General features: G+C 72.9%; 25 protein-coding genes and 1 pseudogene. 15 read left to right on the forward strand and 11 right to left on the reverse strand.

Annotation, left to right across the window (positions count from 1 at the left end; all coding sequences use genetic code 11):
• The first annotated feature begins 29 nt into the window (after positions 1-29).
• Positions 30-398, forward strand: a complete 369-nt coding sequence (locus tag ACWCO8_RS18835; RefSeq protein WP_362008882.1) for a hypothetical protein — start codon at positions 30-32, stop codon at positions 396-398.
• A gap of 24 nt (positions 399-422) precedes the next feature.
• On the opposite strand, the gene ACWCO8_RS18840 is transcribed toward ACWCO8_RS18835, so the two are convergent.
• A complete protein-coding gene (locus ACWCO8_RS18840) occupies positions 423-626 on the reverse strand; it encodes a cold-shock protein (RefSeq protein WP_362008885.1) in 204 nt (67 codons plus the stop codon).
• Positions 627-705: 79 nt separating this feature from the next.
• Here ACWCO8_RS18840 and ACWCO8_RS18845 point away from each other — a divergent pair, with 79 nt between their 5' ends.
• Positions 706-1,290, forward strand: coding sequence for a nucleosidase (locus tag ACWCO8_RS18845; protein ID WP_451033157.1), 585 nt, complete (start codon positions 706-708; stop codon positions 1,288-1,290).
• Positions 1,291-1,294: 4 nt separating this feature from the next.
• On the opposite strand, the gene ACWCO8_RS18850 is transcribed toward ACWCO8_RS18845, so the two are convergent.
• Positions 1,295-2,296 (reverse strand): GlxA family transcriptional regulator, encoded by a 1,002-nt coding sequence (locus ACWCO8_RS18850; protein ID WP_451033158.1) that lies wholly within the window; start codon positions 2,294-2,296, stop codon positions 1,295-1,297.
• 52 nt (positions 2,297-2,348) lie between these two features.
• Here ACWCO8_RS18850 and ACWCO8_RS18855 point away from each other — a divergent pair, with 52 nt between their 5' ends.
• Complete coding sequence (locus ACWCO8_RS18855) at positions 2,349-2,771, forward strand: cupin domain-containing protein (RefSeq protein WP_451033159.1); 423 nt, start codon at positions 2,349-2,351, stop codon at positions 2,769-2,771.
• A gap of 356 nt (positions 2,772-3,127) precedes the next feature.
• The gene (locus ACWCO8_RS18860; RefSeq protein WP_451033160.1) at positions 3,128-3,958 is read left to right on the forward strand and encodes a hypothetical protein; all 831 of its coding nucleotides are present in this window, start codon (positions 3,128-3,130) and stop codon (positions 3,956-3,958) included.
• A 34-nt stretch (positions 3,959-3,992) separates the two neighbouring features.
• Here the strand turns inward: ACWCO8_RS18860 and ACWCO8_RS18865 are convergent, their stop codons facing one another.
• The 3 genes from ACWCO8_RS18865 to ACWCO8_RS18875 form a co-directional block, all read right to left on the reverse strand.
• Positions 3,993-5,066: a PP2C family protein-serine/threonine phosphatase gene (locus ACWCO8_RS18865; protein ID WP_451033161.1), complete on the reverse strand. Its 1,074-nt coding sequence runs from the start codon at positions 5,064-5,066 to the stop codon at positions 3,993-3,995.
• 88 nt (positions 5,067-5,154) lie between these two features.
• On the reverse strand, positions 5,155-6,672 hold the full coding sequence (locus tag ACWCO8_RS18870) for an MFS transporter (protein WP_451033162.1): 1,518 nt from the start codon (positions 6,670-6,672) through the stop codon (positions 5,155-5,157).
• 14 nt (positions 6,673-6,686) lie between these two features.
• Positions 6,687-7,325 (reverse strand): TetR/AcrR family transcriptional regulator, encoded by a 639-nt coding sequence (locus tag ACWCO8_RS18875; RefSeq protein ID WP_451033163.1) that lies wholly within the window; start codon positions 7,323-7,325, stop codon positions 6,687-6,689.
• A gap of 300 nt (positions 7,326-7,625) precedes the next feature.
• Between ACWCO8_RS18875 and ACWCO8_RS18880 the strand changes: the two genes are divergently transcribed.
• From ACWCO8_RS18880 to ACWCO8_RS18890, 3 genes are all read left to right on the forward strand, one after another.
• A complete protein-coding gene (locus ACWCO8_RS18880; RefSeq protein WP_451033164.1) occupies positions 7,626-8,210 on the forward strand; it encodes a TMEM165/GDT1 family protein in 585 nt (194 codons plus the stop codon).
• A gap of 121 nt (positions 8,211-8,331) precedes the next feature.
• Entirely contained in the window at positions 8,332-8,949 is a 618-nt protein-coding gene (locus tag ACWCO8_RS18885) for a TetR/AcrR family transcriptional regulator (RefSeq protein WP_451033165.1), read from the forward strand.
• Entirely contained in the window at positions 8,933-10,582 is a 1,650-nt protein-coding gene (locus ACWCO8_RS18890) for an acyl-CoA dehydrogenase family protein (protein WP_451033166.1), read from the forward strand. The genes ACWCO8_RS18885 and ACWCO8_RS18890 overlap by 17 nt, the downstream gene beginning before the upstream one ends.
• A 67-nt stretch (positions 10,583-10,649) precedes the next feature.
• On the opposite strand, the gene ACWCO8_RS18895 is transcribed toward ACWCO8_RS18890, so the two are convergent.
• From ACWCO8_RS18895 to ACWCO8_RS18905, 3 genes are all read right to left on the reverse strand, one after another.
• A complete protein-coding gene (locus ACWCO8_RS18895) occupies positions 10,650-10,982 on the reverse strand; it encodes a hypothetical protein (protein ID WP_451033167.1) in 333 nt (110 codons plus the stop codon).
• Entirely contained in the window at positions 10,954-11,544 is a 591-nt protein-coding gene (locus tag ACWCO8_RS18900; protein WP_451033168.1) for an RNA polymerase sigma factor, read from the reverse strand. Before ACWCO8_RS18900 ends, ACWCO8_RS18895 begins: the two co-directional genes overlap by 29 nt.
• A 190-nt stretch (positions 11,545-11,734) precedes the next feature.
• A complete protein-coding gene (locus ACWCO8_RS18905; RefSeq protein WP_362008918.1) occupies positions 11,735-12,076 on the reverse strand; it encodes a DUF5713 family protein in 342 nt (113 codons plus the stop codon).
• Positions 12,077-12,200: 124 nt separating this feature from the next.
• Here ACWCO8_RS18905 and ACWCO8_RS18910 point away from each other — a divergent pair, with 124 nt between their 5' ends.
• Positions 12,201-13,484 carry an amidohydrolase gene (locus ACWCO8_RS18910; protein ID WP_451033169.1) on the forward strand — a complete coding sequence of 428 codons (1,284 nt, stop codon included), beginning with the start codon at positions 12,201-12,203 and terminating at the stop codon, positions 13,482-13,484.
• On the opposite strand, the gene ACWCO8_RS18915 is transcribed toward ACWCO8_RS18910, so the two are convergent.
• Positions 13,481-14,395, reverse strand: a complete 915-nt coding sequence (locus ACWCO8_RS18915; protein ID WP_451033170.1) for a LysR family transcriptional regulator — start codon at positions 14,393-14,395, stop codon at positions 13,481-13,483. The genes ACWCO8_RS18910 and ACWCO8_RS18915 overlap by 4 nt on opposite strands.
• Positions 14,396-14,486: 91 nt before the next feature.
• Here ACWCO8_RS18915 and ACWCO8_RS18920 point away from each other — a divergent pair, with 91 nt between their 5' ends.
• On the forward strand, positions 14,487-15,776 hold the full coding sequence (locus tag ACWCO8_RS18920) for an MFS transporter (RefSeq protein ID WP_451033171.1): 1,290 nt from the start codon (positions 14,487-14,489) through the stop codon (positions 15,774-15,776).
• Positions 15,773-16,090, forward strand: coding sequence for a cupin (locus tag ACWCO8_RS18925; RefSeq protein ID WP_451033172.1), 318 nt, complete (start codon positions 15,773-15,775; stop codon positions 16,088-16,090). The genes ACWCO8_RS18920 and ACWCO8_RS18925 overlap by 4 nt, the downstream gene beginning before the upstream one ends.
• 17 nt (positions 16,091-16,107) lie before the next feature.
• Here ACWCO8_RS18925 and ACWCO8_RS18930 read toward each other — a convergent pair whose 3' ends face one another.
• On the reverse strand, positions 16,108-16,617 hold the full coding sequence (locus ACWCO8_RS18930) for a tetratricopeptide repeat protein (protein ID WP_451033333.1): 510 nt from the start codon (positions 16,615-16,617) through the stop codon (positions 16,108-16,110).
• A gap of 216 nt (positions 16,618-16,833) precedes the next feature.
• Here ACWCO8_RS18930 and ACWCO8_RS18935 point away from each other — a divergent pair, with 216 nt between their 5' ends.
• From ACWCO8_RS18935 to ACWCO8_RS18945, 3 genes are all read left to right on the forward strand, one after another.
• Positions 16,834-18,474, forward strand: coding sequence for an extracellular catalytic domain type 2 short-chain-length polyhydroxyalkanoate depolymerase (locus ACWCO8_RS18935; RefSeq protein WP_451033173.1), 1,641 nt, complete (start codon positions 16,834-16,836; stop codon positions 18,472-18,474).
• 108 nt (positions 18,475-18,582) lie between these two features.
• Positions 18,583-20,049 (forward strand): threonine/serine exporter family protein, encoded by a 1,467-nt coding sequence (locus ACWCO8_RS18940; RefSeq protein WP_451033174.1) that lies wholly within the window; start codon positions 18,583-18,585, stop codon positions 20,047-20,049.
• A gap of 131 nt (positions 20,050-20,180) precedes the next feature.
• On the forward strand, positions 20,181-22,688 hold the full coding sequence (locus ACWCO8_RS18945; protein WP_451033175.1) for an ATP-dependent Clp protease ATP-binding subunit: 2,508 nt from the start codon (positions 20,181-20,183) through the stop codon (positions 22,686-22,688).
• A gap of 89 nt (positions 22,689-22,777) precedes the next feature.
• Here the strand turns inward: ACWCO8_RS18945 and ACWCO8_RS18950 are convergent, their stop codons facing one another.
• Positions 22,778-23,794, reverse strand: coding sequence for a LysR family transcriptional regulator (locus ACWCO8_RS18950; protein WP_451033176.1), 1,017 nt, complete (start codon positions 23,792-23,794; stop codon positions 22,778-22,780).
• 71 nt (positions 23,795-23,865) lie between these two features.
• Between ACWCO8_RS18950 and ACWCO8_RS18955 the strand changes: the two genes are divergently transcribed.
• Both ACWCO8_RS18955 and ACWCO8_RS18960 read left to right on the forward strand, forming a co-directional pair.
• Positions 23,866-24,783 (forward strand): dihydrodipicolinate synthase family protein, encoded by a 918-nt coding sequence (locus ACWCO8_RS18955; protein ID WP_451033177.1) that lies wholly within the window; start codon positions 23,866-23,868, stop codon positions 24,781-24,783.
• 60 nt (positions 24,784-24,843) lie between these two features.
• Positions 24,844-25,248: pseudogene (locus ACWCO8_RS18960) on the forward strand (maleylpyruvate isomerase N-terminal domain-containing protein); the annotation flags it as partial.
• Positions 25,249-25,296 lie beyond the last annotated feature (48 nt).

Below are 25,296 nucleotides of genomic sequence, written 5' to 3' on the forward strand. Positions count from 1 at the left end.
GGTACGGGCGGGACGGGTGGCGAGGTGTGATGGCGCGAGTGACGGTGGACGGCGACGACATCGTGGTCCGGCTGTCCGCGCGCGAGCGGCTCGCCGCGCGCCGCGGGCACGTGCGCGTGCCGGTGTCCGCCCTGCGCGAGGTACGGGTCGAACCGGACTGGTGGCGGGCGCTGCGCGGGCGGCGCGGACGGGGGTTGTGGATCCCCGACCGGCTGTGCGTGGGCGTCCGCGTCCTGCCGGACGGCCGGGACTTCGCCGTGGTGAAGCCCGGCACGCCCGTGGTCTGCGTCGAACTCCGCGGTGACGCGCCCTTCCGTCGGCTGGCCGTCTCCGACCCCGATCCGGAACGGGCGCTCAATGATCTGCGCCCCCATGTCCCCACGGACCTGCTGGGGTGAGGCGCTGGTGACTGCTCCCGCCGATCAGCTGGGGGTGACGTTCTCGGCCTGGGGGCCCTTCGGGCCCTGCACGACGTCGAACGCGACCTTCTGGCCCTCGGCGAGCTCGCGGTAGCCGGTGCTGGCGATGGCCGAGTAGTGGACGAACACGTCCGGGCCTCCGCCGTCCTGCTCGATGAAGCCGAAGCCCTTCTCCGCGTTGAACCACTTCACTGTTCCAGTTGCCATGACGAGCTCCTCGGCTCTTGACTACACCTCCATGGTCTCTCGGGACGGGCGGGAAGTCCCGGCGGGTAGCGTGGCCGCCATGGAACTCATCGGAGACATCGCCGCCGACCGGCCCCTGCTCGTCCTCGCCGTCAAGGAGGAGGCCCAGTTCCTCGACACGGATCTGCCGGTCCTGCTGACCGGCATGGGGAAGGTGAACGCGGCGACGGCGCTGGCCACCGTCCTGGGGCGCGGCCCGCGCCCGTCGGGCGTCGTGAACCTGGGGACCGCCGGGGCGCTGCGTCCCGGGTGGACGGGAACGCACGTGGTGGGCACGGTGATCCAGCACGATCTGGACGGCGAGCTGCTGGCGACGCTGACGGGCGAGACGTACGGCGCCCCGGTCGTTCTGCCGGACGGCGGTGACGTCACCCTGGCCACCGGTGACGCCTTCATCTCGGACGAGGAGGCCCGGGTGCGACTGGCCGCCCGCGCCGCACTGGTCGACATGGAGGGCTACGCCCTCGCGACCGCCGCGGGCCTGGCCGGGGTGCCGATCCGGATCGTCAAGCACGTGAGCGACGAGGCGGGCGACGGCGCGGCCAGGACCTGGCGGGAGTCGGTCGCGGAGTGTGCCCGGGCGCTCGCGCGGTGGGCGGAGGAGAACACTCCGTACCGCTCGTAGCGGGTCAGGAGCGCGGCCCGACCGTCGGGGACGCCGTCGGGCCGAAGCGGCGACGGTAGGCGGACGGGGAGAGGCCCGTCTCGCGGTTCATCAGGGCGCGCAGATGGGCCGCCGTGCCGAGGCCGCTGGCGCGGGCGACGACGTCGAAGCGGGTCTCGCCACGTTCGATCAGCCGGCAGGCAAGGGTCACCCGCTCGCCGGTGAGCCAGGCGAGCGGCGTGGTGCCGAGCTCCGCGCGGAAGCGGCGGTGAAGGGTCGCCGGGCTGACCGCCGCCCGGGCCGCGAAGTCGGCGACGGTGAGCGGGGAGCCGAGGCGCTCCTGGGCCCAGGCGAGGAGCGGGGCGAGGGACTCGTCGGGGATCTCGGGGACCGGACGCTCGACGAACTGCCGTTGCCCGCCGTCGCGGTGGGCGGCGAAGACGAGACGACGGCTGACCGCGTTGGCGGCCTCGGCGCCGTGGTCGCGGCGGACGACATGGAGCCCGAGGTCGAGGGCGGCCGCGCTGCCTGCGGCGGTGAGGATGTCGCCGTCGTCGACGAAGAGGACGTCCGGTTCGAGGCGTACGGCGGGGAAGCGGGCGCGGAAGGCGTCGGCCCACTGCCAGTGGGCGGTGGCGCGCCGCCCGTCGAGCACGCCTGCCTCGGCCAGGGTGAAGGCGCCGCTGCAGAAGCCGATCAGCCGGGCACCGCGCGCGTGGGCCCGGCGGACGGCGTCGAGCACGGCGGGACGGCGGGGCACCTCGACGTCGGGCCGGTTGGGGACGATCAGCGTGTCGGCGGTCTCGGCCGCGTCGAGTTCGGCGACACCGGTGAGGGTGAAGAAGCCGTCGCGCATGAGCGTGCGGGGCTCCGGCGAGCAGAGCCGGAAGTCGTACAGGTCGCGCCCGAGTTCGGGGCGGCGCAGGCCGAAGACCTCGGTGGCACAGCCCAGTTCGAAGGGGTTGGAGTTCGCGTCGACGATGACGACGACGCGGTGCGGCCCCTGCTGCGAGGATCCTTGCGACATATGCTATTTCTAGCACTCACGCCGGGAGGCGGGCGCGGACCACGATGGCCGCATGACCCAGAACCCCGCTGTGACCAGCGCTTCTCCCGCCCCGATCGCCCTCGCCACCGCGTTCGCGTCCTTCGAGGAACTGTGGAGCCCGCGCATCCTGACGCGCGTGAACGACTACGACGTCCGCGTGGCCAAGGTCGCGGGCGAGCACGTATGGCACGCCCACGACGACACCGACGAGTTCTTCCTGGTGATCGAGGGCGAGCTCCACATCGCGCTGCGCGAGAACGGCACGGAACGGACGGTGTCCCTCCCCGGGGGCTCGGCGTTCACCGTCCCCAAGGGCGTGGAACACCGTCCGTACGCCCCCTCCGGCGCGTCCCTGCTCCTCTTCGAGCCGACGGGCACCCTCACGGTCGGCGACCGCCACGACGCCGTACCCGAGCACGTGGACGCGACGACGGGTCACGCACTGGAGGTATGAGTCCCTGCCGGACCCTGCGAGCCGCTACGACAGACGGCCGCCCCGGCCAAACGCATTGCGGACAGAGCCACCAGAGAGCGCAGGAACAGCGCACGAGGCACCGAACCGGTCGTCAACGACACGCCTTGCCCGGATTTCCACGTTTCGGACGGGCGGCCCCGTGTGCCCACGCGCGCGTGGCCGCCGGCCGTCCTCGCCGCTTGGCCGATGCCGGGACCATCCTTGAGGCAGGGGCACCGTCCCGTAGCCGCTCCGCGGTGCGGGTGGTGCGCCTGTGCGCCCCCGATGAGGACGCGAGCGCCGGGTCGTGGTCCGCGCACGATGCCCATCTGGGGCCTTGGAGGGAGGCGGGACGCATGAGCGAGTCCGGCACAGAATGGTCCGGCGCGGGGGACACGGAGGGCATCGGCGGCAAGACACGGTTCGAGGACATCTACGACCGGCCCGACCCGAGGGCGTACTTCCGGCGCCTCGCCCCGCTGGAGTACGAGATACCGCAGCGGGCCCAAACCGCCTTCCGGCGCGCGGCGGCCGAACGGGACGGCGGAACGGTGCTCGATCTGTGCTGCTCGTACGGGATCAACGCGGCCCTGCTCAACCACGACGTCACGCTGGCCGAGCTGTACGCGCGCTACACCGACCCCGCGGTGAGCGGGCTGACCTCGGCGGAACTCGCCGTACGGGACAAGGAGTTCTACGCGTCACGGCGCCGGCCGGACGCGGTCCCGGTCATCGGCCTCGACGTCGCGGACAACGCCGTGCGGTACGCGCGGGCGGTCGGGCTCCTGGACGACGCGTTCGCGGAGAACCTGGAGCTGGGCGTGCAGCCGAGCCCTCGGCTGCGTGCCGCGATGGCCGACGTCGGCCTGATCACGCTGACCGGCGGCGGCAGCTATCTCACCCGTCGCACGTTCGACGCGCTCCTCGGGTGGGCGGGGCGGCCGCTGCGGGTGAGCGCGTTCGTCCTGCGGACGGTCTCGTACCGGCCGATCGCCGATTGCCTCGCGACCCACGGCCTGCGGACCACTCACGACCCCTCGCGGACCTACCCGCAGCGGCTCTTCACCGACCCGGCCGAGCAGCGCTTCGCGGTGGAGGCGGTACGGAGACTCGGTGCGGACCCGACGGGCCGGGAGGAGGCCGGCCGCTTCCACACGGTGCTGTACGAGTCGGTCCCGGCGGACTAGGGCGGCTGGTCCCGGTGGTCCGTGGCCGGCGGAGTTACTCGCGGCGTACGACGAGCATCGCGGCCACGTCGTCGTCGAGGCCGTGGTCGCCGTAGGTGTCCAGCTCGTCGTGGAGCAGGGCGGGGACACGCTCGCCCGGCTCGTTCACCCACTGGGTCATCCGGTCCTCGAGCGGGTAGAAGGTGCCCGCCCGGTCGCGGGCCTCGCTGACCCCGTCGGTGTACAGGAGCAGCCGGTCCCCCGGCACGAACGGAACCTCCTCGACGCGATGGTGGGAGTCGAGCAGGCCGGAGAGGTTGATCGGCAGGGACGGGTCGGCGAACGGAACGAACCGCACCCGGTCGCCGTGCTGGAGCAGGGGCGCCGGGTGGCCGCAGCTGAGGAGGCGGGCCACGGCCCCGTCGTCGGGGATCTCGACGAGGACGACGGTGGCGAAGCGTTCGGCCGCGTCCGTGTCGGGGTCCCAGGCGCCGTAGCGGACGAGGCCCTCCTCCAGGCGGTCGGCCAGGGCGGGCAGGTCGGGGGCGTCGTTGACGGCGGCGCGGAAGGAGCCGAGCAGGACGGACGCGGTCTCCACTGCGCCGAGACCCTTGCCCTGGACGTCGCCGAGCATCAGGCGTACGGCTCCGGGTACCTGCACGGCCTCGTAGAAGTCGCCGCCGATCCGGGCCTTGGCGGCGGCCGCGACGTACAGCAGATGGAGGTCGACGGGGCCGAGCCGGGGTGCGAGGGGGCGCAGGACGACGCGCTGGACGACCTCGGCGACGGCGGTGACCTCGCGCAGGTCCCGCTCGTAGCGGGACCTGGCCCGGCTGACCCAGGCGGCGACCACGGTCACGACGCCGAGGGCCGACTCGTTCGTGGCGATGTCGGGGACGAAGGGGTCGCCGCTGGTCGTCCCGAGGATCACGCCGAGCACCATGGCGACCACGCCGATGACGACGGTCCCCCGGACGCTCCAGGTGACGGCGGCGAGGGCGGGCGCCGCGGCAAGGAGCCGGTCGTAGCGCTCCTCGTTCTCGGAGAAGAGGTCGGCGAGCACCGTCAGGACCATGACCAGGACCGGCAGCGCCCGGCCGATGCTGATCTGCGTGCGCGACCGCCGCATGGGGCGGCCCCGTGGATCACCGGAGGGCATTGCGTGATCGTACGAGGCCGGGGCGGCGCGACCTCGCTGTCGCCGCCCCTCTGGCGTGTCAGGGCAGGGGCGCGGGCACCTCCCGGCTCGTCGCGGGTGCGGCGCGTCCGGGCAGCCCGAGCGCCGCGGCGACGCCGAGGGCGGCGACGGCCGCCAGGACCAGGAACGTGGTGCCCATCGCGGGGACGAGACCCGAGGGCGCGGTGACCGTCATCAGCAGGGTCGCGGCGGCGACGCCGAGCGCGGGGCCGACGTTCATGGCGGTCTGCTGGAGCCCGCCCGCGACCCCGGCTTCGGCCACGGGGGCCCGGTGCACGACGACGGCGGTCGCGGTGGCCATGACCGTACCGAAACCGGCGCCCAGCAGGGCGAAGCAGACTCCGGTCGGCACGGCCGTCGCGGTCGCGTCGAGCCGGGACAGCAGGAGCACGCCGAGGGCGAGCAGGGCGGCACCTCCGGCCGTCGTACGGCGCGGCCCGAAGCGGCGCTGCAGCAGGGCCGCGGCGGGCGCGCCGAGCACCATCAGCACGGCGAGGGGAAGCACCCACAGGCCGCTGGTGAGCGGGTCGAGTCCGCGGACGTCCTGGAGCAGGTACGTCGCCACGAACAGCGCGCCGAACAGGGCCGACGACGAGGCCAGCAGGGTGGCGAGTCCGGCCAGGACGGGCCGGGACCGCAGGAGGGCGGGCGGCAGGAGCGGGCGGGCGGCGCGCCGCTCGTGCCGCGCGAGGACCACCCCGGCCGCGACGGCGGCGCAGAGCGCGAGCCCGGTCGCCGGGCTCCAGCCCGACTCGGGGACGGCGACAAGCACATGGACCAGACCGGCGAGCGTGACGGCGAGCAGCACGGCGCCGGGCAGGTCGAGCGCAGAGGCGGCAGAGGCCGCGGTTCGGGGCTGCGGCGGAAGGCCTGGCGCGGGCTTGTCCTTCGCGGTCTCGGCCTGCGCGGGCTTGTCCTTCGCGGGCTTGTTCTTCGCGGTCTCGTTCTTCGCGGTCTCGGCCTGCTTGGACTCGCCCTGCGTGGCCTCGCCCTTCGCAGGCGCAGCCGCCGGGGTGGTTGCCGCCAGGAGGGCGATGGCCAGGGCGGGAACGGCCGTCACGACGAAGACCGAGCGCCAGCCGTAGGCCGTGACGAGGGCGCCGCCCACGAGCGGGCCCGCCGCGGCAGCCAGGCCGATCGCGCTCATCCGGAGGGCGATCGGCATGGCCAGGCGGTCGGGTGGGAAGGCCGCGCGGAGCATGCCCAGGGTGGCCGGTTGCAGGAGCGCCCCGGCCACGCCCTGGAGGACCCGCAGGGCGACCACCCAGCCGATGCCGGGCGCGAGGGCGATCGCGGCCGAGGTCGCCGCGAATCCGAGCGTGCCGATGACGAAGAGCCGTCGGTGCCCGTACGCGTCGCCCAGCCGGCCCGCGAAGACGAGGAGGCTCGCCACCGCGACGAGATACCCCGTGCTGGTCCACTGGACCTGGCCGAAATCCGCGCCCAGATCACGCTGGAGCGTGGGCTGGGCGATCGTCAGGACCGTGCCGTCGAGGGCCACCACGGCCGCGCCCACGACGCTGCAGGCGAGGGTCACCCACCGTTGACGTATCACCGCGCACCCCCGGCCGAGCCGAGGTGCGCGTCGAGGACGGCCCGCAGGAGCGGCTCGATGTCGTCGGTGCGCGTGGCGAGCCGGAGGCTCCCCCAGGCCCGGAGCTGGGCGATGCCGTGCAGGTTCGCCCAGAGGGCGGCCGCGACGACGGTCGGCTCCGGGTCCACGCCCGGACGGGCGCGGGCGACGAGCCGGCCGAGGAGGTCGAAGAGCGGCAGGCTCGTCTCGCGCAGCCCGAGCCGGCCGCTCTCGAGGAGGTCGTGCCGGAACATCAGCTCGTACATCCCGCGCCGGGTCTCCGCGAAGTCGAGGTGCACCCGGGCGAGGGCGTCGAGCTGCGTACGCGCCCCAGCACGATCCCGCGCCTCCTCCCCCACCACGGCCGCCACCCGGCCCGCGAGCTCCGCGAAGCCCTCGCGGGCGATGGCCGACAGCAGGTCGAGGTGGGTCGGGAAGTACCGGCGCGGCGCCCCGTGCGAGACCCCGGCGCGCCGGGCGATCTCCCGGAGGGACAGCGCCTGCGCGCCTTCCGCGTGCACGAGCTCGACCCCGGCCTCGACCAGCCGGCCGCGCACTCCGGTCTCCGACTCGGCCCCGGCCCCGGCCTGGGTCCCCGTATGCGTCTCCTCAGTCATAGACACTGTCTACCAGGTCGGCGTAGACAGTGTCTACGTAGATCGACACGACTCTCCGCTACACTGTCCGACAGCGAAGGGGAGTAGCCCTGCGAACCGGTCGTCGACACACTGGAGCCCTCGGGTTCCCGGTGACCGGGTCCACGCGAACAGCGCGGACGGGCGAGACCTTCGGCCAGGCATTCGCCATGTCCGCGTTCCGTGGGCGTGGTCCGTCATGCCGGGCCGAGTGGTTCTCCCGTCGCCCACCGCGGTGCCGTGCAGATCCCGGGCCCGGAACGAGCAGAGAGCCCCCGGTACATGCATCTCGATCCCTTGGCGATTCTCACCGCCTTCGGACTGATCTTCCTCGCCGAGCTTCCCGACAAGACGATGTTCGCGTCCCTCGCCATGGGCACGCGCATGCGTCCGCTGTACGTCTGGTTCGGCACCTCGACCGCGTTCCTCGCGCATGTGGCCATCGCCGTGGGCGCCGGCAGCCTGCTCGGCCTGCTGCCGGGCTGGATCGTCAAGCTCGTCTCGGCCCTGCTGTTCGGCTTCGGCGCGTTCATGCTGCTGCGCGGCGGGGGCGACGACGATGCGGACGAGGCCGGCGGCAAGACGGTGACCGGCTTCTGGCCGGTCTACTCGACCGCGTTCATGGCCGTGTTCATCAGCGAGTGGGGCGACCTGACGCAGATCACCACCGCCAACCTCGCCGCCACCAACGGCACCTGGTCCACGGCGATCGGCTCCGCCGCCGCCCTGATGAGCGTCTCGGCCCTCGCGCTCGTCGCGGGCCGTTTCATCGCCAAGCGCGTCCCGCTGAAGACCGTCCAGCGCATCGGCGGCCTGTGCATGGCCGCCCTGGCCATCTGGTCGCTCACCGAGATCTTCGTCGGCTGACCCTCCCGACCACCCACGACGCCCCGCCCGTGCGACGCCCCCGGATCGCTCCGATCCGGGGGCGTCGCGCATTCCGCGCCGAACCCTTGTTGAAGCACTGAATCGCTGCTTCACTTCTTCCATGCCCTACCGACGCACCCCCGCCGTCCAGGCCCGGCTCGACGACCGGCGTGCCACCGTCGTCGACGCGGCGCTCGGGCTGCTCGCCGAGCACGGGTACGCGGGCTGCACGATGGCCGCCGTCGCCGCGCGCGCCGGGATCGCGACCGGCAGCGTCTACCACCACTTCCCCAGCAAGGCCGAGCTGGCCGTGGAGCTCTTCCGCACCGTGGTCTCGCGCGAGGTGGCCGCCGTGGCCGAGGCGGCAGGCCGCCCCGAGCACGAGGGGGCGGCCGAGCGGGTCGTCGCGGTCATAGAGACCTTCGCCCTGCGCGCCCTGAAGTCCCCCCGGCTCGCCTACGCCCTCCTTGCCGAGCCGGTGGACCCGGCCGTGGACGCCGAACGGCTCGTCTTCCGGCGGGCGTTCCGCGATGTCTTCGCCGAGCGGATCGCCGAGGGCGTGCGGTCCGGTGAGCTTCCGCCGCAGGACGCCTCGCTGACGGCGTCCGCGCTGGTCGGGGCGGGCGCGGAGGCACTCGTCGGTCCGTTGGCGGAGGGCACGGTGGGGCCCGAGACCGTACCCGCACTGGTCACCTTCACCCTGAGAGCCCTGGGAGTTCCCGATGCCGGCCACGCATGAGGTCACCAACCAAGTCCCGCCGCTGAGCGGTTACGACGTGTCGGCCGACCCGGCCCTCCTGGAGGGGCTGCACCGCGAGGGCGCGGGCTGGGCCGAGGCCGAGGTGCGCGAGCTCGGGGTGCGGGCCGGCAGCAAGGAGGCCCAGGAGTGGGGGCGCCTTGCCGAGCGGCACTCCCCGGTCCTTCACACGCACGACCGGTACGGCCACCGCGTCGACGAGGTCGAGTTCCACCCGTACTGGCACGAGCTGATGACCGTCGCCGTACGGCACGGGCTGCACGGGGCGCCGTGGCGCGACGAGCGACCGGGCGCGCACGTGGCGCGGGCGGCGAAGGTGTTCGTGTGGGGGCAGGCCGATCCCGGGCACCTGTGCCCGATCTCGATGACGTACGCGGCGGTGCCCGCCCTGCGCGCGGAGCCCGGTCTCGCCGAGGTGTACGAACCGCTTCTCTCCTCCCCCTTCTACGACTTCGGGCTGCGCGAGCCCACGTCGAAGGCCGGCATCATCGCCGGGATGTCGATGACCGAGAAGCAGGGCGGCTCGGACGTCCGCGCGAACACGACGCGTGCGGTGCCGACGGGCGAGGACGGCTTCTACGCACTCACCGGCCACAAGTGGTTCACGTCGGCGCCCATGTCGGACGTCTTCCTCACCCTGGCCCAGGCTCCGGGGGGACTCTCCTGCTTCCTCGTGCCCCGGGTGCTGCCCGACGGCACGCGCAACGCGATCCGGTTGCAGCGGCTCAAGGACAAGCTCGGCAACCGCTCCAACGCCTCCTCCGAGATCGAGTACGAGGGCGCGCTCGGCCGCCTCGTCGGCGAGGAGGGCCGCGGGGTGGCGACCATCATCCGGATGGTCAACATGACCCGCCTTGACTGCGCGGTCAGTTCGGCGTCCGGGATGCGCCAGGGTCTCGTCCAGGCGGTGCACCACGCCACGCACCGCAGCGCGTTCGGGGCGCGGCTGATCGACCAGCCGCTGATGACCAACGTCCTGGCCGACCTGGCGGTGGAGGCGGAGGCGGCGACGATCGCGGGCCTGCGGCTCGCCGGCGCCGTGGACCGGGCGGCGGCGGGTGACGCGGACGAGGAGCTGCTGCGCCGGATCGGGCTCGCGGTGACCAAGTACTGGGTCTGCAAGCGGGCTCCCGCGCACGCGGCCGAGGCGCTGGAGTGCCTGGGCGGCAACGGTTACGTCGAGGACTCCGGCCTCCCCCGGCTCTACCGCGAGTCCCCGCTGCCCTCGATCTGGGAGGGCTCGGGCAACGTGGCCGCGCTCGACGTGCTGCGCGCGATGGGGCGGCAGCCTCAGGCGGTCGAGGCGTTCTTCGCGGAGGTCGACCGCGCCTCGGGCGCCGACCACCGGCTCGACGCGGCGACGGCCCGGCTGCGGAAGGACGTCGGCGACCTCGGCGACGACCCGGCGGCCCTGCAGTACCGCGCGCGGCGCCTCGTCGAGCGCATGGCCCTGGTCCTCCAGGGCTCGCTGCTCGTCCGGCACGGCCACCCGGCGGTGGCCGACGCCTTCTGCGCCTCGCGCCTGGACAGCGACTGGGGCATCGCGTTCGGCACCCTGCCGCCCGGCCTGGACACAGCGTCGATCATCAGCCGCGCCACCCCGCAGCAGGCCTGAGGACCGGTCCGACGCAACGGACCGACGGTAGGTGTCGGCCGTGGCTTCTCCGAGCCACGGCCGACACCTACAGCGATATCGATGCGGTCGGGCGACGCTCCTCATGGTCCCGATCCGTATGGTCGTCCCGATCCGCGCGGGTCAGGCTGCACACCCCGTCCTCGCAGGAGCGCTGCAGGCGGCCCCGCGAGACGGTCTGGATCAGGCCGATGGTCCAGCACATCGGGCAGCCGCGCAGGGCCAGTACGCCGACGGGCAGGAGCAGCAGACTGATCGGGCCGACGACCGGGAGGAGCGCGAAGGCGCCGACGATACCGCCGAAGCCGAGTACGCCCCGGACCAGGTGGCGGGGCAGGGACGCACTCGCGAAATCAGGGCCGCCGGCACTGGTCGTCTTCATGGATGCCTCCGGGCGAGGGTTCGGGTGTGGGGTCGGTCGTGGCACGGAGCGAGCGCTGAACAGCGGTACGGGCGCGGTGCAGTCGCGACTTCATCGCGGCGGTGCTGAGGCCGAGCGCGTCCGCGGTCATGCGTCCGCTGTAACCCTGGATGTCCCGCATGATCAGCACGTGGCGCTGGTCGGCCGGAAGCGCGGCGACGGCGGCCGCCACCCTGCCCGCCTCCAAGCGCTGCAGCACCACGTCCTCGGCCGAACGCACGGCGACGTCCGGCAGCGGAGCGGGCGCCCGCATCGCCCGTGCGCGCCGCAGGCATTCGTTGCGGACGATCCGGAACATCCACGACGCCAGCGCACCGGACGCCCGAAGCATCCCGATCTTGCGATAGAGGATGATCAGGGCTTCCTGCGCCGCGTCCTCGGCGTCCTCGGGAGTGGCGCAGAGCGAGCGGGCGAACCGTCGCACGTTCGGGTGCGCGCCCGAGACCAACGCGGTGAGCGAGTCGACGTCGCCGCGCTGGGCGGCGACGATCAACTGTTCACCGGGCCAGGTCGGGTCAGCCACGGGCTTGCTTCCACTTGCGGAGGGCGACGTAGCTGCACGTGCAGAGCAGCACGACTCCGACGGCGATGGCGATACCTGTGATCATGAAGACCTCCTCGTCACGTCCCGACGTCTGTCGGCACGTGTATAGGAGGCGCTGCCCCCCGGAAAGGATTCGGTCCGCGCCGGGAATTGTCGACGCGGCCGCCCGTCACCACTCGCGGGCGGCTATCAGCTCCTCCACGTCGGCGTCGGCGAAGCCGTACGCCGTGGCGACGAACCAGAAGTTCTCGGCGATCTCCTCACGGGCGACGGTCTCGATCTCGCTGCCGGCCTCGTCGAAGTCCGCCTCCAGCGCGTTGAACTCCTCGGTGGCCACCTCCGTGAGCGCGTACAGCGCGGTCAGGTCGGCCGGGCGCTCCGCCTCGATCCGTCCGCAGAGCCGCAGCAGGATCGCCCGCCCCTTGTCGACCACGTGGTCCGGGTAGTACCCGTCCTCGTACAGCGCCTTGAGAAACGCGTACCCCGTCACCTGCTCGTTCGTGATCCTCATCCTGGCCCTTCCCCTGGTGATCACCGGACGTGTCCATCGTGCAGCACGCCACTGACAACGCCCCTGGAACGAGGTCGGGCTGGCACTCTGGAGGGGACGGTCCGACGACGACGAGGGGTGGCCCTTGAGCACCGATCCGATCCACCGGGAACTGGACCGGCTCGCCGAGAAGACGGCCCCTCAGGTCGTCGCCTGGCGGCGGCATCTGCACCAGCACCCCGAGCTGTCCAACCGCGAGGCCGGGACCGCCCGTCTGATCGCGGATCACCTCCGGTCCCTGGGCCTGGACGAGGTCCGTACCGGGATCGCCGGGCACGGTGTGGTGGGTGTGCTGCGGGGCGGTGTGCCGGGCGGGCGCGTGATGGCGCTGCGGGCGGACATCGACGCGCTGCCCGTCGAGGACCTGTGCGGTGAGGACTTCGCCTCGCGGGTCGTGGACGGCGACTACCCCGGTGGCCCGTTCCCCGTCTCGCACGCGTGCGGCCACGACTGTCACACCGCCATGCTCATGGGCGCGGCGACCGTGCTCGCGGGGGTGCGCGAACGGCTGCCTGGGACCGTGCTCTTCGTCTTCCAGCCCGCCGAGGAGGGGCCTCCGGTCACCGAGCGGGGCGGGGCGCGGGCGATGCTCGACGAGGGCGCGTGCGCGGATCCGGTGCCGACGATGGCGTTCGGGATGCATGTCACGCCGTACCCCAAGGGGTACGTGGGCTACCGGGTGGGCAATCAGTACGGGGCCTCCACGCTGGTACGGATCGTCGTCACCGGCAAGCAGACGCACGGCTCCACGCCGTGGCAGGGTGTCGACCCCATGCCGGCCGTCGGCGCGATCCTGACGGGCATCGGGCAGCTGTACCGCCAGGTCTCCGCGTTCGACCCGATCACGGTCTCCATCGGCCACATCGAGGACGTCGGACGCTTCAACATCGTCGGCCAGACCGTCACTCTGTGGGGCACCATCCGCTGCGCGGTCGAGTCGGACATGGCGAAGGTCCAGGGTCGGCTGACCACGCTCGCGGAGCACTCGGCGGCGGCGTACAACGCCTCGGCAGCGGTCGAGTACCTGCAGCCGGTCCCGCCCGTGCACAACAGCGCCGAGTGGGTCGCGGCGGGCCTCCCGACGATCCGGCGGGTGGTCGGCGAGGAGCGGACGGTCGAGACCGGGGCGACGCTCGGGTACGACGACGTGTCCGAGTTCATCGCCCGCTTCGGCGGCCTCTACGTGATGCTGGGCGTCCAGGACGCCGCACTGGACGCGGACGGCCACCCGGTCCCCGTACCGGGAGGCCGCGGTCTGGTCACCAACCACAATCCGCACTTCTACGCGGACGACGACACCCTCGTCACCGGCGTCCGGCTGCACGCGCACATGGCATACGACCATCTGACGGGCAGCGCGACCGTCTAGCGACCTTGGGAATCCCGGCCCCGCGCCGCGGCGACCGTCACGACCTGGGCGGCGAAGGCGCGGACGAGCGCGTTCTCGGCGGCCGTCGGCCAGACGAGTCCGTACGCGACGGGTGGGGCGTCCCGCAGCGGTACGTAGGCGATGCCGGGGCGCGGGTGGTACGCGGCTCCGCGTGCCGCGCCTGGCGAGACGCCGCGTCCGGCGCTGACGTGGGAGAGGACCTCCTGCCAGGTGGAGGCGACCGGTCCGCGCGGGATGGCGGCGCCGGAGGGGGTGCGCCGGGGGTAGTGGGCGTCCAGCCAGTGGCCGGGGTGGGCGCCCGCCGTGGTGACCATGGGGACGCCTGCGAGGTCCTCGATGCCGACGGAGTCCCGGCGCGCTAGAGGGTGACCAAAAGGTACGAGCAGGACTCGGGGTTCCTCGGCGAGGACCGGGCCGGCCGTGAGTCCGGGTTCGCGGACGGGGAACACCGTCAACTGGACGTCGAGCGCGCCGTCGAGGAGGGGCCGGAAGCCGGCGTCGAGCGGTACCTCGCGCACGGTGACCTCGCAGCCGGGGTGGCCGGCGAGGAGCTTGTCGGCGGCGGCGCTGAGCAGTTCGCCGTCCCAGGGGGTTCCGAAGCCGACGCGGAGGGTGCCCCGCACGCCCCGTCCGGCCGCCGTGGCCCGTTCGAGGGCGGCAAGGATCTGACGGTGGGCGGGGAGGAGTTCGTCGTAGAGGCGGCGACCCACCGGGGTCAGCAGGACACGGCGGCTGGTGCGCTCGAACAGCGGTGTCCCGACCCTGCGTTCCAGCTTCTTGACGGTCTGGCTGATCCGGCCGGTGGAGACGCCGAGCCGCTCGGCCGTGCGGCCGAAGTGCAGCTCCTCGGCGAGCGTCAGGAACGTCTCCAGTTCGTACCGTTCGAGCACCTGACACCTCCCTCATTGTTGAGCCCGGCTAAACGCCGGTTGCATTGTCGCACCTTGATGGGGCGGTTCGGCGGGCAGGAGGGTGAGGGGCATGGATCTGCTGACCGGCCGCCGGCCGCCGAAGGCCCCACGGCCCGAGCCACGCCCCCTCACCCGCACCGACGTCCTCGTCATCGCGGTGGCGGGCGCCGTCACCGTGGCCAACCTCTACTTCCCGCAGCCGCTGCTCGACGCGATCGCCAGGGGGCTGCGGGTCTCGCCGCACACGGCGGGGCTCGTCGCCTCCGCCGCCCAGCTCGGGTACGCGCTCGGCATCCTGTTCCTCGTACCGCTCGCGGACACCGCCCGGCTCCGCCGGCTGACCACCGTGCTGCTCGCCCTGACCAGCGGCGGGCTGCTCGTCGCCGCGGCGGCGCCCAACGTCCTCACCCTCGCGCTCGCGACCCTGGCGGTCTCCACCACGACGGTCCTGCCGCAGATCCTCACCCCCGTGGCCGCGGCGCTCGCGGGGCCCGGCCGGCGTGGCCGGGTCGTCGGGCTCGTCGGGCTCGGCCTCACCCTGGGCTCGACCCTCTCCCGTACGGTCTCCGGCGTGGCTTCCGACGCCGGCGGGAGCTGGCGTACGGCCTACGTGCTGGCCGCGGCCGCGACGGCGGCCCTGCTGTGGTTCGTCCCGCGCACCCTGCCGGAGCGCCTCGGCACGACCGGGGACCGGCTCCCGTACCGAAGGCTCCTCGCGAGCCTTCCGCGGCTGTTCGCCGAGCACCGGGAGGTACGCGAGTCGGCGCTGACCGGGGCCGCCGTCTTCGCCGCGTTCAGCGTCTTCTGGGCGACCCTCGCCTTCCATCTGGCCTCCCCGGGCCTCGCCCTCGGTCCTGGCGTGGCGGGGCTCTTCGGGGTGCTGAGCCTGCCCGGGGCGCTGCTGTCGGCGTACGCGGGACGGCTGGCCGACCGCTGGGGGACGGGGCCGGTCCGCGCGGGTGCGCTGCTCTGTGTGGCCGCCGCGTTCGCCGTCGTCGGCCTCGGTGCGTACGAGCTGGTGGCACTGGTGGTGGGGGCCAATCTGCTGGTCCTTGGCACGAGCGTGGCGCAGGTGGCGAACCAGGCGCGGATCTTCGAACTGGATGCGCGGATCGCGGCCCGCGTGAACACGGTCTTCATGCTGTTCACCTTCGGCGGCGGGGCACTCGGCTCGCTCACGGCGGCGTGGCTGTACGGGGCCTACGGCTGGACGGCGACGGTCCTCGCGTCAGTCGGGTTCACGGCCCTGGCCGCACTGGTGGTGGCGGCAGCGCAGCGGACGGCGGCTCCGAGTTGCGGCGCGCGGGACAGGCGCGAGGCTGGGAATCGGACCCGCGTACCCCGCAGGGAGAGACGATGAAGGATCTCGCAGACCTCGCCGACGAGCATCTGGCCGCCGCACGCACCGCCCCGCACGGCCGGAGCGCCCAGGTGGTGATGCACGACGGCGTGCTCCGGCAGAGCGTGATCGCCCTGCTGGCCGGAACCGCGCTCGACGAGCACAACGCGCCCCCGGCGGCGAGCCTCATGGTGCTGCGCGGGCGGGTGAAGCTGACGACCGCGGGGTGGTCCGACGAGTTGTCGGCGGGCGAGCTGAAGATGATCCCCAAGGAGCGGCACGGCCTCCTCGCCCTGGAGGACGCGGTCGTCCTGCTGACCGCCGTCAACGACTGAGCCGTATCCCCTCCCGCTCACTCGATCGCGTCGAGGTCCTCGGCGTAGTGCTCGATGGCCCGTCGGTACCGCCGTACGGACGGGTCGTCGCTGGTCGCCGCGAGCAGCCACAGGAGCAGCCGGGCCGACTCGTGGTGGTCGCCCGTGTTGTACAGGGCCATCGCCAGGAAGGTACGCAGGGCGCCGTCGTCGGGGAACTCCCCGACCGCGCCGCGCAGGGTGGTGACGGACTCCTCGTACCGGCCGAGGGTGCGGAAGGTGCTGCCGAGGCCGAGGAGCGCGCCCCTGCGGTCCGCCTCGGAGAGGCCGGCGGGGCCGGTCGCCTTCAGGGCCCGCTGGTAGTGGGGGACGGCTTCGGCCTCCAGGCCGAGCACATCGTGTACCCAGGCGGTCTGGTACGCCACCTCGGCGTCGTCGGGCCGCCGCGCCGCGAGTTCCACCAGCCGGTCCCGGGCCTCCTCCGGCCGGCCCTGCTCGCGCAGGCCGACCGCCGCCGCCAGGAGGCGGTCCCGCTCGTCGTCGCTCATCGGGGTGGTGTCCATGTCCATGGACGGCATCCTCGCAGGTCGTCGTGGAGTGCCGGGCGGCGGCTGCCAGGTGACGGAACGCCATACTCCAGGCGGCCGGTTGTGGCTCCCGGGCCCATAGGGCGCCCGCGCGGACCGCCCCTACTCTCCCGGCATCCACCTGCCATGCCCAGGGCCACGACCTTGGGCCGGCCCGAGCCGCCGGGAGATCCCCCTATGCGTCCACCCCGCCCCCTCCACCCACGTCGGCGCAGGCTGACGGCCCTGCTGCTGTTCGCCGCCGTGGCCCTCTTCCCGACCGCGGCACCGGCGGCGGCCGCCGGATCCGCCGCGGTCGCGGCGCCCGCCGCCGCCCCCGCCGCCGTCGCGCCCGTTCCCGGGCAGCTCAAGCCGTACGCCATCGACGCGGTCTACAGCGCCGGCATCTCGTCGGGCGGCTACATGGCCACGCAGCTCCACGTCGCGTACTCGGGGACCTTCAGCGGTTCGGCGGTGTTCGCGTCGGGCCCGTACAACTGCGCCCAGAACACGCTCTCCACCGCCCTCAACGCCTGTATGAACACCGTGCAGGACCTTCAGCTCGCGCAGTTGGAGCAGACGACCCGGACCTGGTCGTCGCAGGGGCTCGTCGACCCGGTCGCGAACCTCTCCGGCGATCCGGTGTACGTCTTCAGCGGCTCGGGCGACTCGACGGTGAAGCGTCCGGTGGCGGACGCGCTGGCCGACTACTACGGGCGGTTCGGCGCCCAGGTCCGGTACGACCGCTCCACGGCGGCCGGCCATGCCTGGATCAGCCCGCTCGGCCCCAACGCCTGCACGGTCACGCAGACTCCGTTCATCAACAACTGCGGCTTCGACGCCGAGCGTGACCTCCTCGGCCATCTGCGGGGCTCCGTCGCCGCGCCGAGCGCCACGCCCGGCGGCACCCTGACCCGCTTCGACCAGAACACCTACGCCCCGGGCGGCGCGGCGGCGATGTCACTGGGCGCCGAGGGATTCGTCTACGTACCGAAGTCCTGCTCCGAGGGCGCGACCTGCTCGCTGATGGTGGCCCTGCACGGCTGCAAGCAGGGGTACGGCTACCAGGGCTTCGGGACCCAGTTCGTGGACCGGGCGTACCTCAACGAGTACGCCGACACCAACGACATGATCGTGCTGTACCCGCAGGCGGCGGCGACGGGCACGCTGGAGAACCCCAACGGCTGCTGGAACTGGTGGGGTTACCTCGGCGACTCGGCGTACGCCCGGCACGGCGGCAAGCAGATCGAGGCGATCATGAGGATGGTGCGGGCGCTGCGCGGCTCCACTCCCCCGCCCGCGGCCGACCGGGTGACGCTGTCGAGCGTGGACGCGCAGGACGGCTACGTGAAGGCCTCGGCCGACGGCACGGGTGCGGCGGTGGGCCCGCTGGAGGACACCTACGGCCTGGCCCTCGGCCGGGGCACGGACGCCAAGGTGAACCGGACGCTGCTCTCCTTCGACACGTCCGGGATCCCGGCGGGCAAGGAGATCACGCGCGCGTACCTGACGGTGGCGCGGAGCAGCGGCTCCGGCGATCCCTGGGCCTCCCCGGCGGGCAACCGGCTGCTGGTGGACGTGACGACGGGGTGCTTCGGCGGGTGCGCGGTCGAGCCCTCGGACTGGTCGGCGGCGCCGACGGTGGCGGGCGGGGCGACGATCGCCGCATTCTCCTCTGGTTCGGCGACCTCCACGGATCTGTCGGCGCCCGCCCTGGCGGCGCTCAACCGCGGTGGGACGACACAGGTGCGGCTGGGATTCGAGGCGGCTCCGGCCTCGACCGCGTACCTCTTCGTGAACAAGGACACCCCGGTGACGCTGACGGTGGAGTACCGCTAGCGGCGGGACCTCCGTCGGCGGCCACGCGCGCGTGCCGGTCGGGGCGCGGCTCCTGTCCTGCTGTTACGTTGCGCGAATGGGACGAATCGGCGGCAGGAGCGAGGCCCGATGAGGGCACCGCGCCTCGACGTGCGCGGCCTCGTCCGCAGGGCGGCGGCGCTGCTGCCCTGGCGGAGGCGGCGTTCGGCCACGGTCACGCTGCCCGAGGCTGCCGACGTCGAGCGGGAGCGGCTGCGGGAGCTCGCCGCGCTCCTGTGCGAGCTGGGGTCCGAGCTGCTGCGGGCCGGTGACCGGACGGCGGAGGTGGAGCGCGTCCTGCACGACATCTCCGCCCGGTACGGCATGAGGGCCCGCTGCTTCGTCGTCCCGACCGGTCTCTTCGTCCGGGTCGGCGGCGGGCCCGACGGGCGGGGCGGGGAGCTGGACTTCGCCCCGGTCGAAGGGCCCGACCTTCGCCTGGACCAGGTGCAGACCCTGCACTCCCTGGTCGACCGGATGCGCGCGGAGGCGATGCCCTTCGAGGACGTACGGCGGGCCCTGCGCGCGGAGCGGGAGCAGCCGGAGCGGTTCAGCCCGTCCGCCACCGTGCTCGGCTACGTCCTGCTCACCGTGGGGCTCGGGGTGATGCGGCACGCGACGGTGGCGGCCGTCGTCGGGTACGCGGTGCTCGGCGCCGGGGTCGGTCTGCTGCGGCTCTTCGGGGACCGGCTGCCGGCCGCGCGCACCGCGCTGCCGGTCGTCGCGGCGGTCCTGGTCACGGCGGTCTCGCTGCGCTGGGCGGGACCGCTGCTGCACGAGGTGCCGACCGTGCTCTACGTCCCGCCGCTGATCGCGTTCCTGCCGGGCGCGGCCCTGACGCTCGGCGCGATCGAACTCGGCACCGGCGCCGCCCTGTCGGGCATCGCCCGGCTCGCCGGGGCCATCAACGTCCTGCTGCTCCTCGCGCTCGGCATCCTGGTCGGCACCGAGCTGGTGAGGCCCCGCCCGCCCGGCGGCCCGCAGTCGGAGGCGCTCGGCGGGTGGGCACCGTGGGTCGGCGTCCTGCTCCTCGGTTTCGGGTTCCTGCTGTACCACTCCGCGCCGCCCCGGGTCACCGGCTGGCTCCTCGGCGCTCTGCTCCTCGAGCGCTTCGTGCAGTCGGCGGCGACGGACCTGGCCGGATCGACGTTCGGGGCGTTCGCCGCCGGGATGCTGCTGCCGCCGATGGCCGGCTGGATCGAGCGCCGCTCGCGCACCCCGGACCAGGTGGTGTTCCTGCCCTGCTTCTGGCTGCTCGTGCCGGGAGCCGTCGGGCTCACGAGCGTCTCGGAGCTCATCATGGAGCGCGGCACGGCCGGGCTCTCCAACCTCGTGGAGACCGTGATCACCGTCGCGGCCATCGCGCTCGGCATCCTCGTCGGCGCGGGCCTCCAGCGCCGGCCGCGCCTCCTGATCGGTGAGCCGCTACCCAGCGGCGGCGGGCAGGCCGAGGGCGGACAGGGCTCGGGAGTCCACGGCGGGCAGGCCGAGGGCGGCGCCGCTCACCCGATCGGCGGGCCGGAGGGCGGGGACGTCCCGGCGGGCGAGGCGCGCTGAAGCCGCACGCCGACGCGTCAGGGCCCTTGCGGGCCACGCTCCGTAGCCGTGCCTCGCCGGGTGGGAGCCGTCGGGATCTGGTCCAGTGAGGGGAGCAGTGCCCGGACGTCGACGCACCTGGACGGCATCACATGACCATGTCCCCCTTCGGCTCCCTCGGTGGGTCGGACCCGTTCAACGAGCTGCTCAACCGTTTCTTCGGGATGTCGCCCGCGGCCTCTCCCCCGGCTGTCCAGCGCGTGCCGATCGGCCGGCTCCTGACGGACTCGGCGCGGGACCTGATCGGCCGGGCCACGGTCCGCGCCGCCGAGGACGGCAGTGCCGACCTGGACACCGAGCATCTGCTGTGGGCGTGCACCCAGATCGACCCGGCCCGTTCCCTGCTCGCCCAGTCCGGTGCCGACCCCGACCAGCTGGGCGCGTCGATCGCCGAGGTGCTGCCCGGTGAGAGCGGCGTCCCCTCGGCGGAGCCCGGGCTGACCCCCGCGGCCAAGCGCGTCCTGCTGCGGGCGTACGAACGCTCCCAGGAGTCGGGGGTCTCGTACATCGGACCGGAGCACATCCTCGGCGCCCTCCTCGACGACCCGAACTCGGCGGCGGCGAAGCTGCTCACGGCGTACGGGACGGACGTCGGGGGCTTGCGGTCCACGGCCGACCGCGCGACACGGGCCGCGCGGGCGGACGGTACACCGACGGCGAAGCCGGAGAGCAGGACGCCCACGCTCGACGAGTTCGGCCGGGACCTGACCGAGGAGGCGAGGGCCGGGAAGCTCGACCCGGTGGTGGGACGGGCCGAGGAGATCGAGCAGACCGTCGAGATCCTCTCCCGCCGCGCGAAGAACAACCCGGTCCTCATCGGTGAGCCGGGCGTGGGCAAGACCGCGATCGTGGAGGGGCTCGCCCAGCGGATCGTGGCGGACGAGGTCCCGAAAACGCTGGAGGGCAAGCGGGTCATCGCCCTCGACCTGTCGGGACTCGTCGCAGGCGCCCAGTACCGCGGCCAGTTCGAGGAGCGGCTCAAGAACGTCATCGACGAGGTGAAGGCCGACGCGGAGTCGACCGTCCTCTTCATCGACGAACTGCACACCGTGGTCGGCGCGGGGGCGACGGGCGAGGGTGCGATGGACGCCGGCAACATGCTCAAGCCCGCCCTCGCCCGCGGTGAGCTGCACGTCGTCGGCGCGACCACCATCGACGAGTACCGGCGGTACGTGGAGAAGGACGCCGCTCTGGAACGGCGCTTCCAGCCCGTGCTGATCCCCGAGCCCTCGGTGCCGGAGACCATCCAGATCCTGGAGGGGCTGCGGGACTCCTACGAGGCCCACCACCAGGTCCGCTACAGCGACGCCGCGCTGGCGGCGGCCGCCGAGCTCTCCGACCGGTACGTCTCCGACCGCTTCCTGCCCGACAAGGCCATCGACCTGATGGACCAGACCGGCGCCCGCGTACGGCTGCGCTCGCTCGGCAAGTCGACCGAGGTGGTCGACCGCGAGGACCGGCTTGCGAAGCTGCGCCGCGAGAAGGACGAGGCGGTCTCCGCCGAGGACTTCGAGAAGGCCAACGAGTACAAGAAGGACATCGCCCGGCTCGAGGGCGAGCTGGCCGGGCTCGTCGAGCGCCGCGAGGGCGTGATGGAGGTGACGGTCGACGACATCGCGGAGGTGCTGTCGCGCCGTACCGGCATCCCTGTCGCGCAGATGACGCAGAGCGAGAAGGAGAAGCTCCTCAAGCTGGAGGACGCCCTGCACAGCCGGGTGGTGGGCCAGGACGAGGCCGTCACGGCCATCGCGCAGGCGGTGCGCCGCAACCGGGCCGGCATGGGCGACCCGAACCGTCCCGTGGGCTCCTTCCTCTTCCTCGGTCCGACGGGGGTCGGCAAGACCGAGCTGGCGAAGGCGCTGGCGGAGCTGCTCTTCGGCGACGAGGGCCGGATGATCCGTTTCGACATGGGCGAGTTCCAGGAGAAGCACACGGTCTCCCGGCTCGTCGGCGCCCCTCCCGGATACGTCGGTCACGAGGAGGCGGGCCAGCTCACCGAGAAGGTGCGCCGCCAGCCGTACAGCGTGCTGCTCTTCGACGAGGTGGAGAAGGCGCACCCGGACGTCTTCAACACCCTGCTCCAGGTCCTGGACGACGGCCGGCTGACGGACGCCCAGGGCCGGACGGTCGACTTCCGGCACTGTGTGGTCATCATGACGTCGAACATCGGCGCGCAGCGGATCCTGGCCCACCACGGTGACGTCTCGGAGATCCGGGATGACCTCAAGCAGGATCTGCGCGGCTACTTCACTCCGGAGTTCCTCAACCGCATCGACGAGACGATCATCTTCCACGGTCTCGGCATGGACGATCTCGGCGACATCCTCGATCTGCTGCTGCGGCAGAGCGAGCGCCGGGTCCATGCCCAGGGCCTGGAGCTGGAGGTGACGGAGGCGGCGAAGAAGCTGCTGGTCGCCCACGGTCACCAGCCGGAGTTCGGCGCTCGGCCACTGCGCCGCACGATCCAGGCGGAGTTGGACAACCGAATCGCGGACCTGCTGCTCGGCGGGGAGGCCGATCCAGGCGACACGATCGTGGCGGACGTCCAGAACGACGCCCTGGTGTGCCGGGTGAAGTCCCCCCAGTCCACCTCTGCCTGACCGCGGGCCGCCTCGGCCCGCCCCCCGAACGCCGCGGGGCCTGAAGGGTGTTGTCCCCCGCTTCAGGCCCTGCGGCCATGTCCGGGCGATCAACGGCTTGATTCCGCGTTTCCACAGGAGGCGGCGGTACTTGCCGGGGCGGCGTGCAGGCATGGCCAGACGCCGGCCTCGGTCCTTTCGATCAGTAAGGCGGCGCGGCCCGTGGCACCCACCGCTGTTCGCGCCGCCGCCACGAATGCCGCGATCGCCGGGTGGGTGCCGCCGCCCGCGCGGAAGGCGACCTTCGAGCGGCGGAAGAGGGGCAGCCGGGTCAGGACCACGTCCTCGGGGGCGTGTGCGGTGGCCATCTCCGGTACGAATCCGGCGCCTTGCCCGATGGCGGCCAGTGCCAGGACCGTACGGAAGTCGTTGACCTGATGGCGGATGCGCGGCTGGAATCCGGCTGCCTGACAGGCGCGCACGGCCATCGCGTGACCGGTCGTGCCGTCTCGGGCCGTGATCCATGGGGACGTGGCCCACGGTCCGAGCAGCTCGGCCAGCGTTTCGCCGCGGGCGACGAGACCGGTGGCGGGCGCGCTTCCGGTGGCCAGGTACATCGGCTCTTCCAACAGGGGCACCTGGTCGACCGTGGTGTCCGGTGACGCGGGCACGAAGTCGTAGTCGTGGACGAGGGCCACGTCGAGTTCGCCGGCGCGTAGGCCGTCGGAGACGCGCGCCGAGTCGATCTCCTGGACCATTGGTTCCAGCGCGGGATGCCGCTGGGCCAGTTCGGCCAGCGTGGCGGGCACGATCGCGGGGCCGCCAGAGGGAAACGTCCCGATCCGCAGCGGCCCGCCGATGCCCTCGCGTGCCCCGGCCAGCTCGGAGACGGCCAGTTCGAGGCGTTCGAGGACGGCATCGGCGTGGCTGACGAGGGTGCGGCCCGCGGGGGTGAGCACCACCTGTCTGCCACTTCGTTCCAGCAGGGGTACGCCCGCCTCGCGCTCCAGCACGCTCAGCTGCTGGGAGACGGCCGAGGCGGTGAAGGTCAGCGCCTCGGCGACGGCCGCGATGGTGCCGCGTCGGTCCAGTTCGCGCAGCAGGTGGAGTCGTCGAACATCGAGCATAAGGTGAGCTTACGTATAAGCGAAGAAACATGAACTGGATCTACTGGGTTGATGTCGGTCAGGCTGAGCGTATGAAGCCCCAAGCGAATCTCACCGGCCTGTTTGTCCCCTTGGTGACTCCGTTCACCGACGACCTGCGCCTCGCCCCGGACGCGCTCGCCTGCCTCGCCGACGAGGCGCTGTCGGTCGGCGGCGCTCGGGGACTCGTCGCCCTGGGCACCACTGCGGAGGCGGCCACGCTGACCACCGAGGAGAAGCGGGCGGTGGTCCGCATCTGCTCGGCCGCCTGCCGGGCACACGGAGCTCCGCTGATCGTCGGCGTCGGCACCAACGACACCGCCGCCGCCATCACGACACTGCGGGAGCTCGCTCAGAGCAGTGACGTCGCCGCGGCGCTGGTTCCCACGCCGCCCTACACCCGGCCCGGTGAGGCGGGAACGCTGGCGCACTTCACGGCACTCGCCGAACACGGGGGCCTGCCGCTGGTCGTCTACGACATCCCGTACCGCACCGGTCAGTCGCTCAGCACCGGCACTCTCAACGCGCTCGGGCAGCTACCGGAGGTCGTCGGGGTCAAGTACGCGACCGGTGCGATCGACGCGGCCGCGATGGAACTGCTCGGCTCGTCGACACCGGGCTTCGCGGTGCTCGGCGGCGATGACGCCGTCATCTCGCCGCTGCTCGCGTCGGGCGCCCGCGGCGGCATCCTGGCGTCGGCCAATGTCCGCACCGCTGACTTCGCCGAGCTGATCTCGCTGTGGCAGCGAGACGCCACCGGACCGGCCCGCAGGCTGGGAACGGAGCTGGCCCGGCTGTCCGCCGCGCTCTTCGCCGAGCCGAACCCGACCGTGGTCAAGGGGGTGTTGCACGCCCAGGGCCGTATTCCCAGCCCCGCCGTCCGGCTGCCGCTGCTGGCCGCCTCCACCGATTCGGTCCGGCTGGCGGCGGCCCTGTCCGCCACCAGGACCCACCAAGGGACCGCGGCCTGAGACAGACCCGTGGTCCCCGGGGGAACCCCGTAGACCTTCGCTGCAAGCCGATCGGGCCCGGCCCGCTCCCGTGCCACCACACTGAACGTCAGAGTGCGTGCCCGCAGCGAGGAAACTGCCGCAGCCGGGTCCGCTGCCGTGGCTGAGCAGGCCCGGGCAGCGTGGCTGCGGCTGACGCAGCGGCTGGGCATGGAGTCGGCCGATCGGCGGGTGGCTGTCCTTCACCGGCCGGGAGAGGAGATGTCGCTCGACGGATACCTGCGGACCCCTTGCGTCGAGCTGGCGGTTCACCTTGATGACCTCGCGCTCAGTGTCGACGCGCCATGCCGAGTGCCCGATGCTGCGCTCGCCATCGCGGTGGACGTGCTCGTTGCCGCCGCCCGGGACCGGCACGGCGACCAAGCCGTGCTGCACGCGCTCGCCAGACGTGAGCGCGACGTCGACCAGGCCCTGCGTGTGTTGTAGGTATACGAACGACCCGCCGATCTCCACCAGGCGCTGCTCGAACCGGCC

Source organism: Streptomyces sp. NPDC001927 (assembly GCF_053594455.1).

Bases quoted from the DNA above. Each gene is read 5' to 3' on its own strand.
- ACWCO8_RS18925 (WP_451033172.1), top strand. From the start codon at position 15,773: ATGAAGGATCTCGCAGACCTCGCCGACGAGCATCTGGCCGCCGCACGC.
- ACWCO8_RS18875 (WP_451033163.1), bottom strand. From the start codon at position 7,325: ATGACTGAGGAGACGCATACGGGGACCCAGGCCGGGGCCGGGGCCGAG.
- ACWCO8_RS18950 (WP_451033176.1), bottom strand. From the start codon at position 23,794: ATGCTCGATGTTCGACGACTCCACCTGCTGCGCGAACTGGACCGACGC.
- ACWCO8_RS18945 (WP_451033175.1), top strand. From the start codon at position 20,181: ATGACCATGTCCCCCTTCGGCTCCCTCGGTGGGTCGGACCCGTTCAAC.
- ACWCO8_RS18855 (WP_451033159.1), top strand. From the start codon at position 2,349: ATGACCCAGAACCCCGCTGTGACCAGCGCTTCTCCCGCCCCGATCGCC.
- ACWCO8_RS18955 (WP_451033177.1), top strand. From the start codon at position 23,866: ATGAAGCCCCAAGCGAATCTCACCGGCCTGTTTGTCCCCTTGGTGACT.
- ACWCO8_RS18920 (WP_451033171.1), top strand. From the start codon at position 14,487: ATGGATCTGCTGACCGGCCGCCGGCCGCCGAAGGCCCCACGGCCCGAG.
- ACWCO8_RS18935 (WP_451033173.1), top strand. From the start codon at position 16,834: ATGCGTCCACCCCGCCCCCTCCACCCACGTCGGCGCAGGCTGACGGCC.
- ACWCO8_RS18880 (WP_451033164.1), top strand. From the start codon at position 7,626: ATGCATCTCGATCCCTTGGCGATTCTCACCGCCTTCGGACTGATCTTC.
- ACWCO8_RS18865 (WP_451033161.1), bottom strand. From the start codon at position 5,066: ATGCGGCGGTCGCGCACGCAGATCAGCATCGGCCGGGCGCTGCCGGTC.
- ACWCO8_RS18940 (WP_451033174.1), top strand. From the start codon at position 18,583: ATGAGGGCACCGCGCCTCGACGTGCGCGGCCTCGTCCGCAGGGCGGCG.
- ACWCO8_RS18930 (WP_451033333.1), bottom strand. From the start codon at position 16,617: ATGAGCGACGACGAGCGGGACCGCCTCCTGGCGGCGGCGGTCGGCCTG.
- ACWCO8_RS18885 (WP_451033165.1), top strand. From the start codon at position 8,332: ATGCCCTACCGACGCACCCCCGCCGTCCAGGCCCGGCTCGACGACCGG.
- ACWCO8_RS18860 (WP_451033160.1), top strand. From the start codon at position 3,128: ATGAGCGAGTCCGGCACAGAATGGTCCGGCGCGGGGGACACGGAGGGC.
- ACWCO8_RS18840 (WP_362008885.1), bottom strand. From the start codon at position 626: ATGGCAACTGGAACAGTGAAGTGGTTCAACGCGGAGAAGGGCTTCGGC.
- ACWCO8_RS18905 (WP_362008918.1), bottom strand. From the start codon at position 12,076: ATGAGGATCACGAACGAGCAGGTGACGGGGTACGCGTTTCTCAAGGCG.
- ACWCO8_RS18835 (WP_362008882.1), top strand. From the start codon at position 30: ATGGCGCGAGTGACGGTGGACGGCGACGACATCGTGGTCCGGCTGTCC.
- ACWCO8_RS18890 (WP_451033166.1), top strand. From the start codon at position 8,933: ATGCCGGCCACGCATGAGGTCACCAACCAAGTCCCGCCGCTGAGCGGT.
- ACWCO8_RS18850 (WP_451033158.1), bottom strand. From the start codon at position 2,296: ATGTCGCAAGGATCCTCGCAGCAGGGGCCGCACCGCGTCGTCGTCATC.
- ACWCO8_RS18895 (WP_451033167.1), bottom strand. From the start codon at position 10,982: ATGAAGACGACCAGTGCCGGCGGCCCTGATTTCGCGAGTGCGTCCCTG.
- ACWCO8_RS18845 (WP_451033157.1), top strand. From the start codon at position 706: ATGGAACTCATCGGAGACATCGCCGCCGACCGGCCCCTGCTCGTCCTC.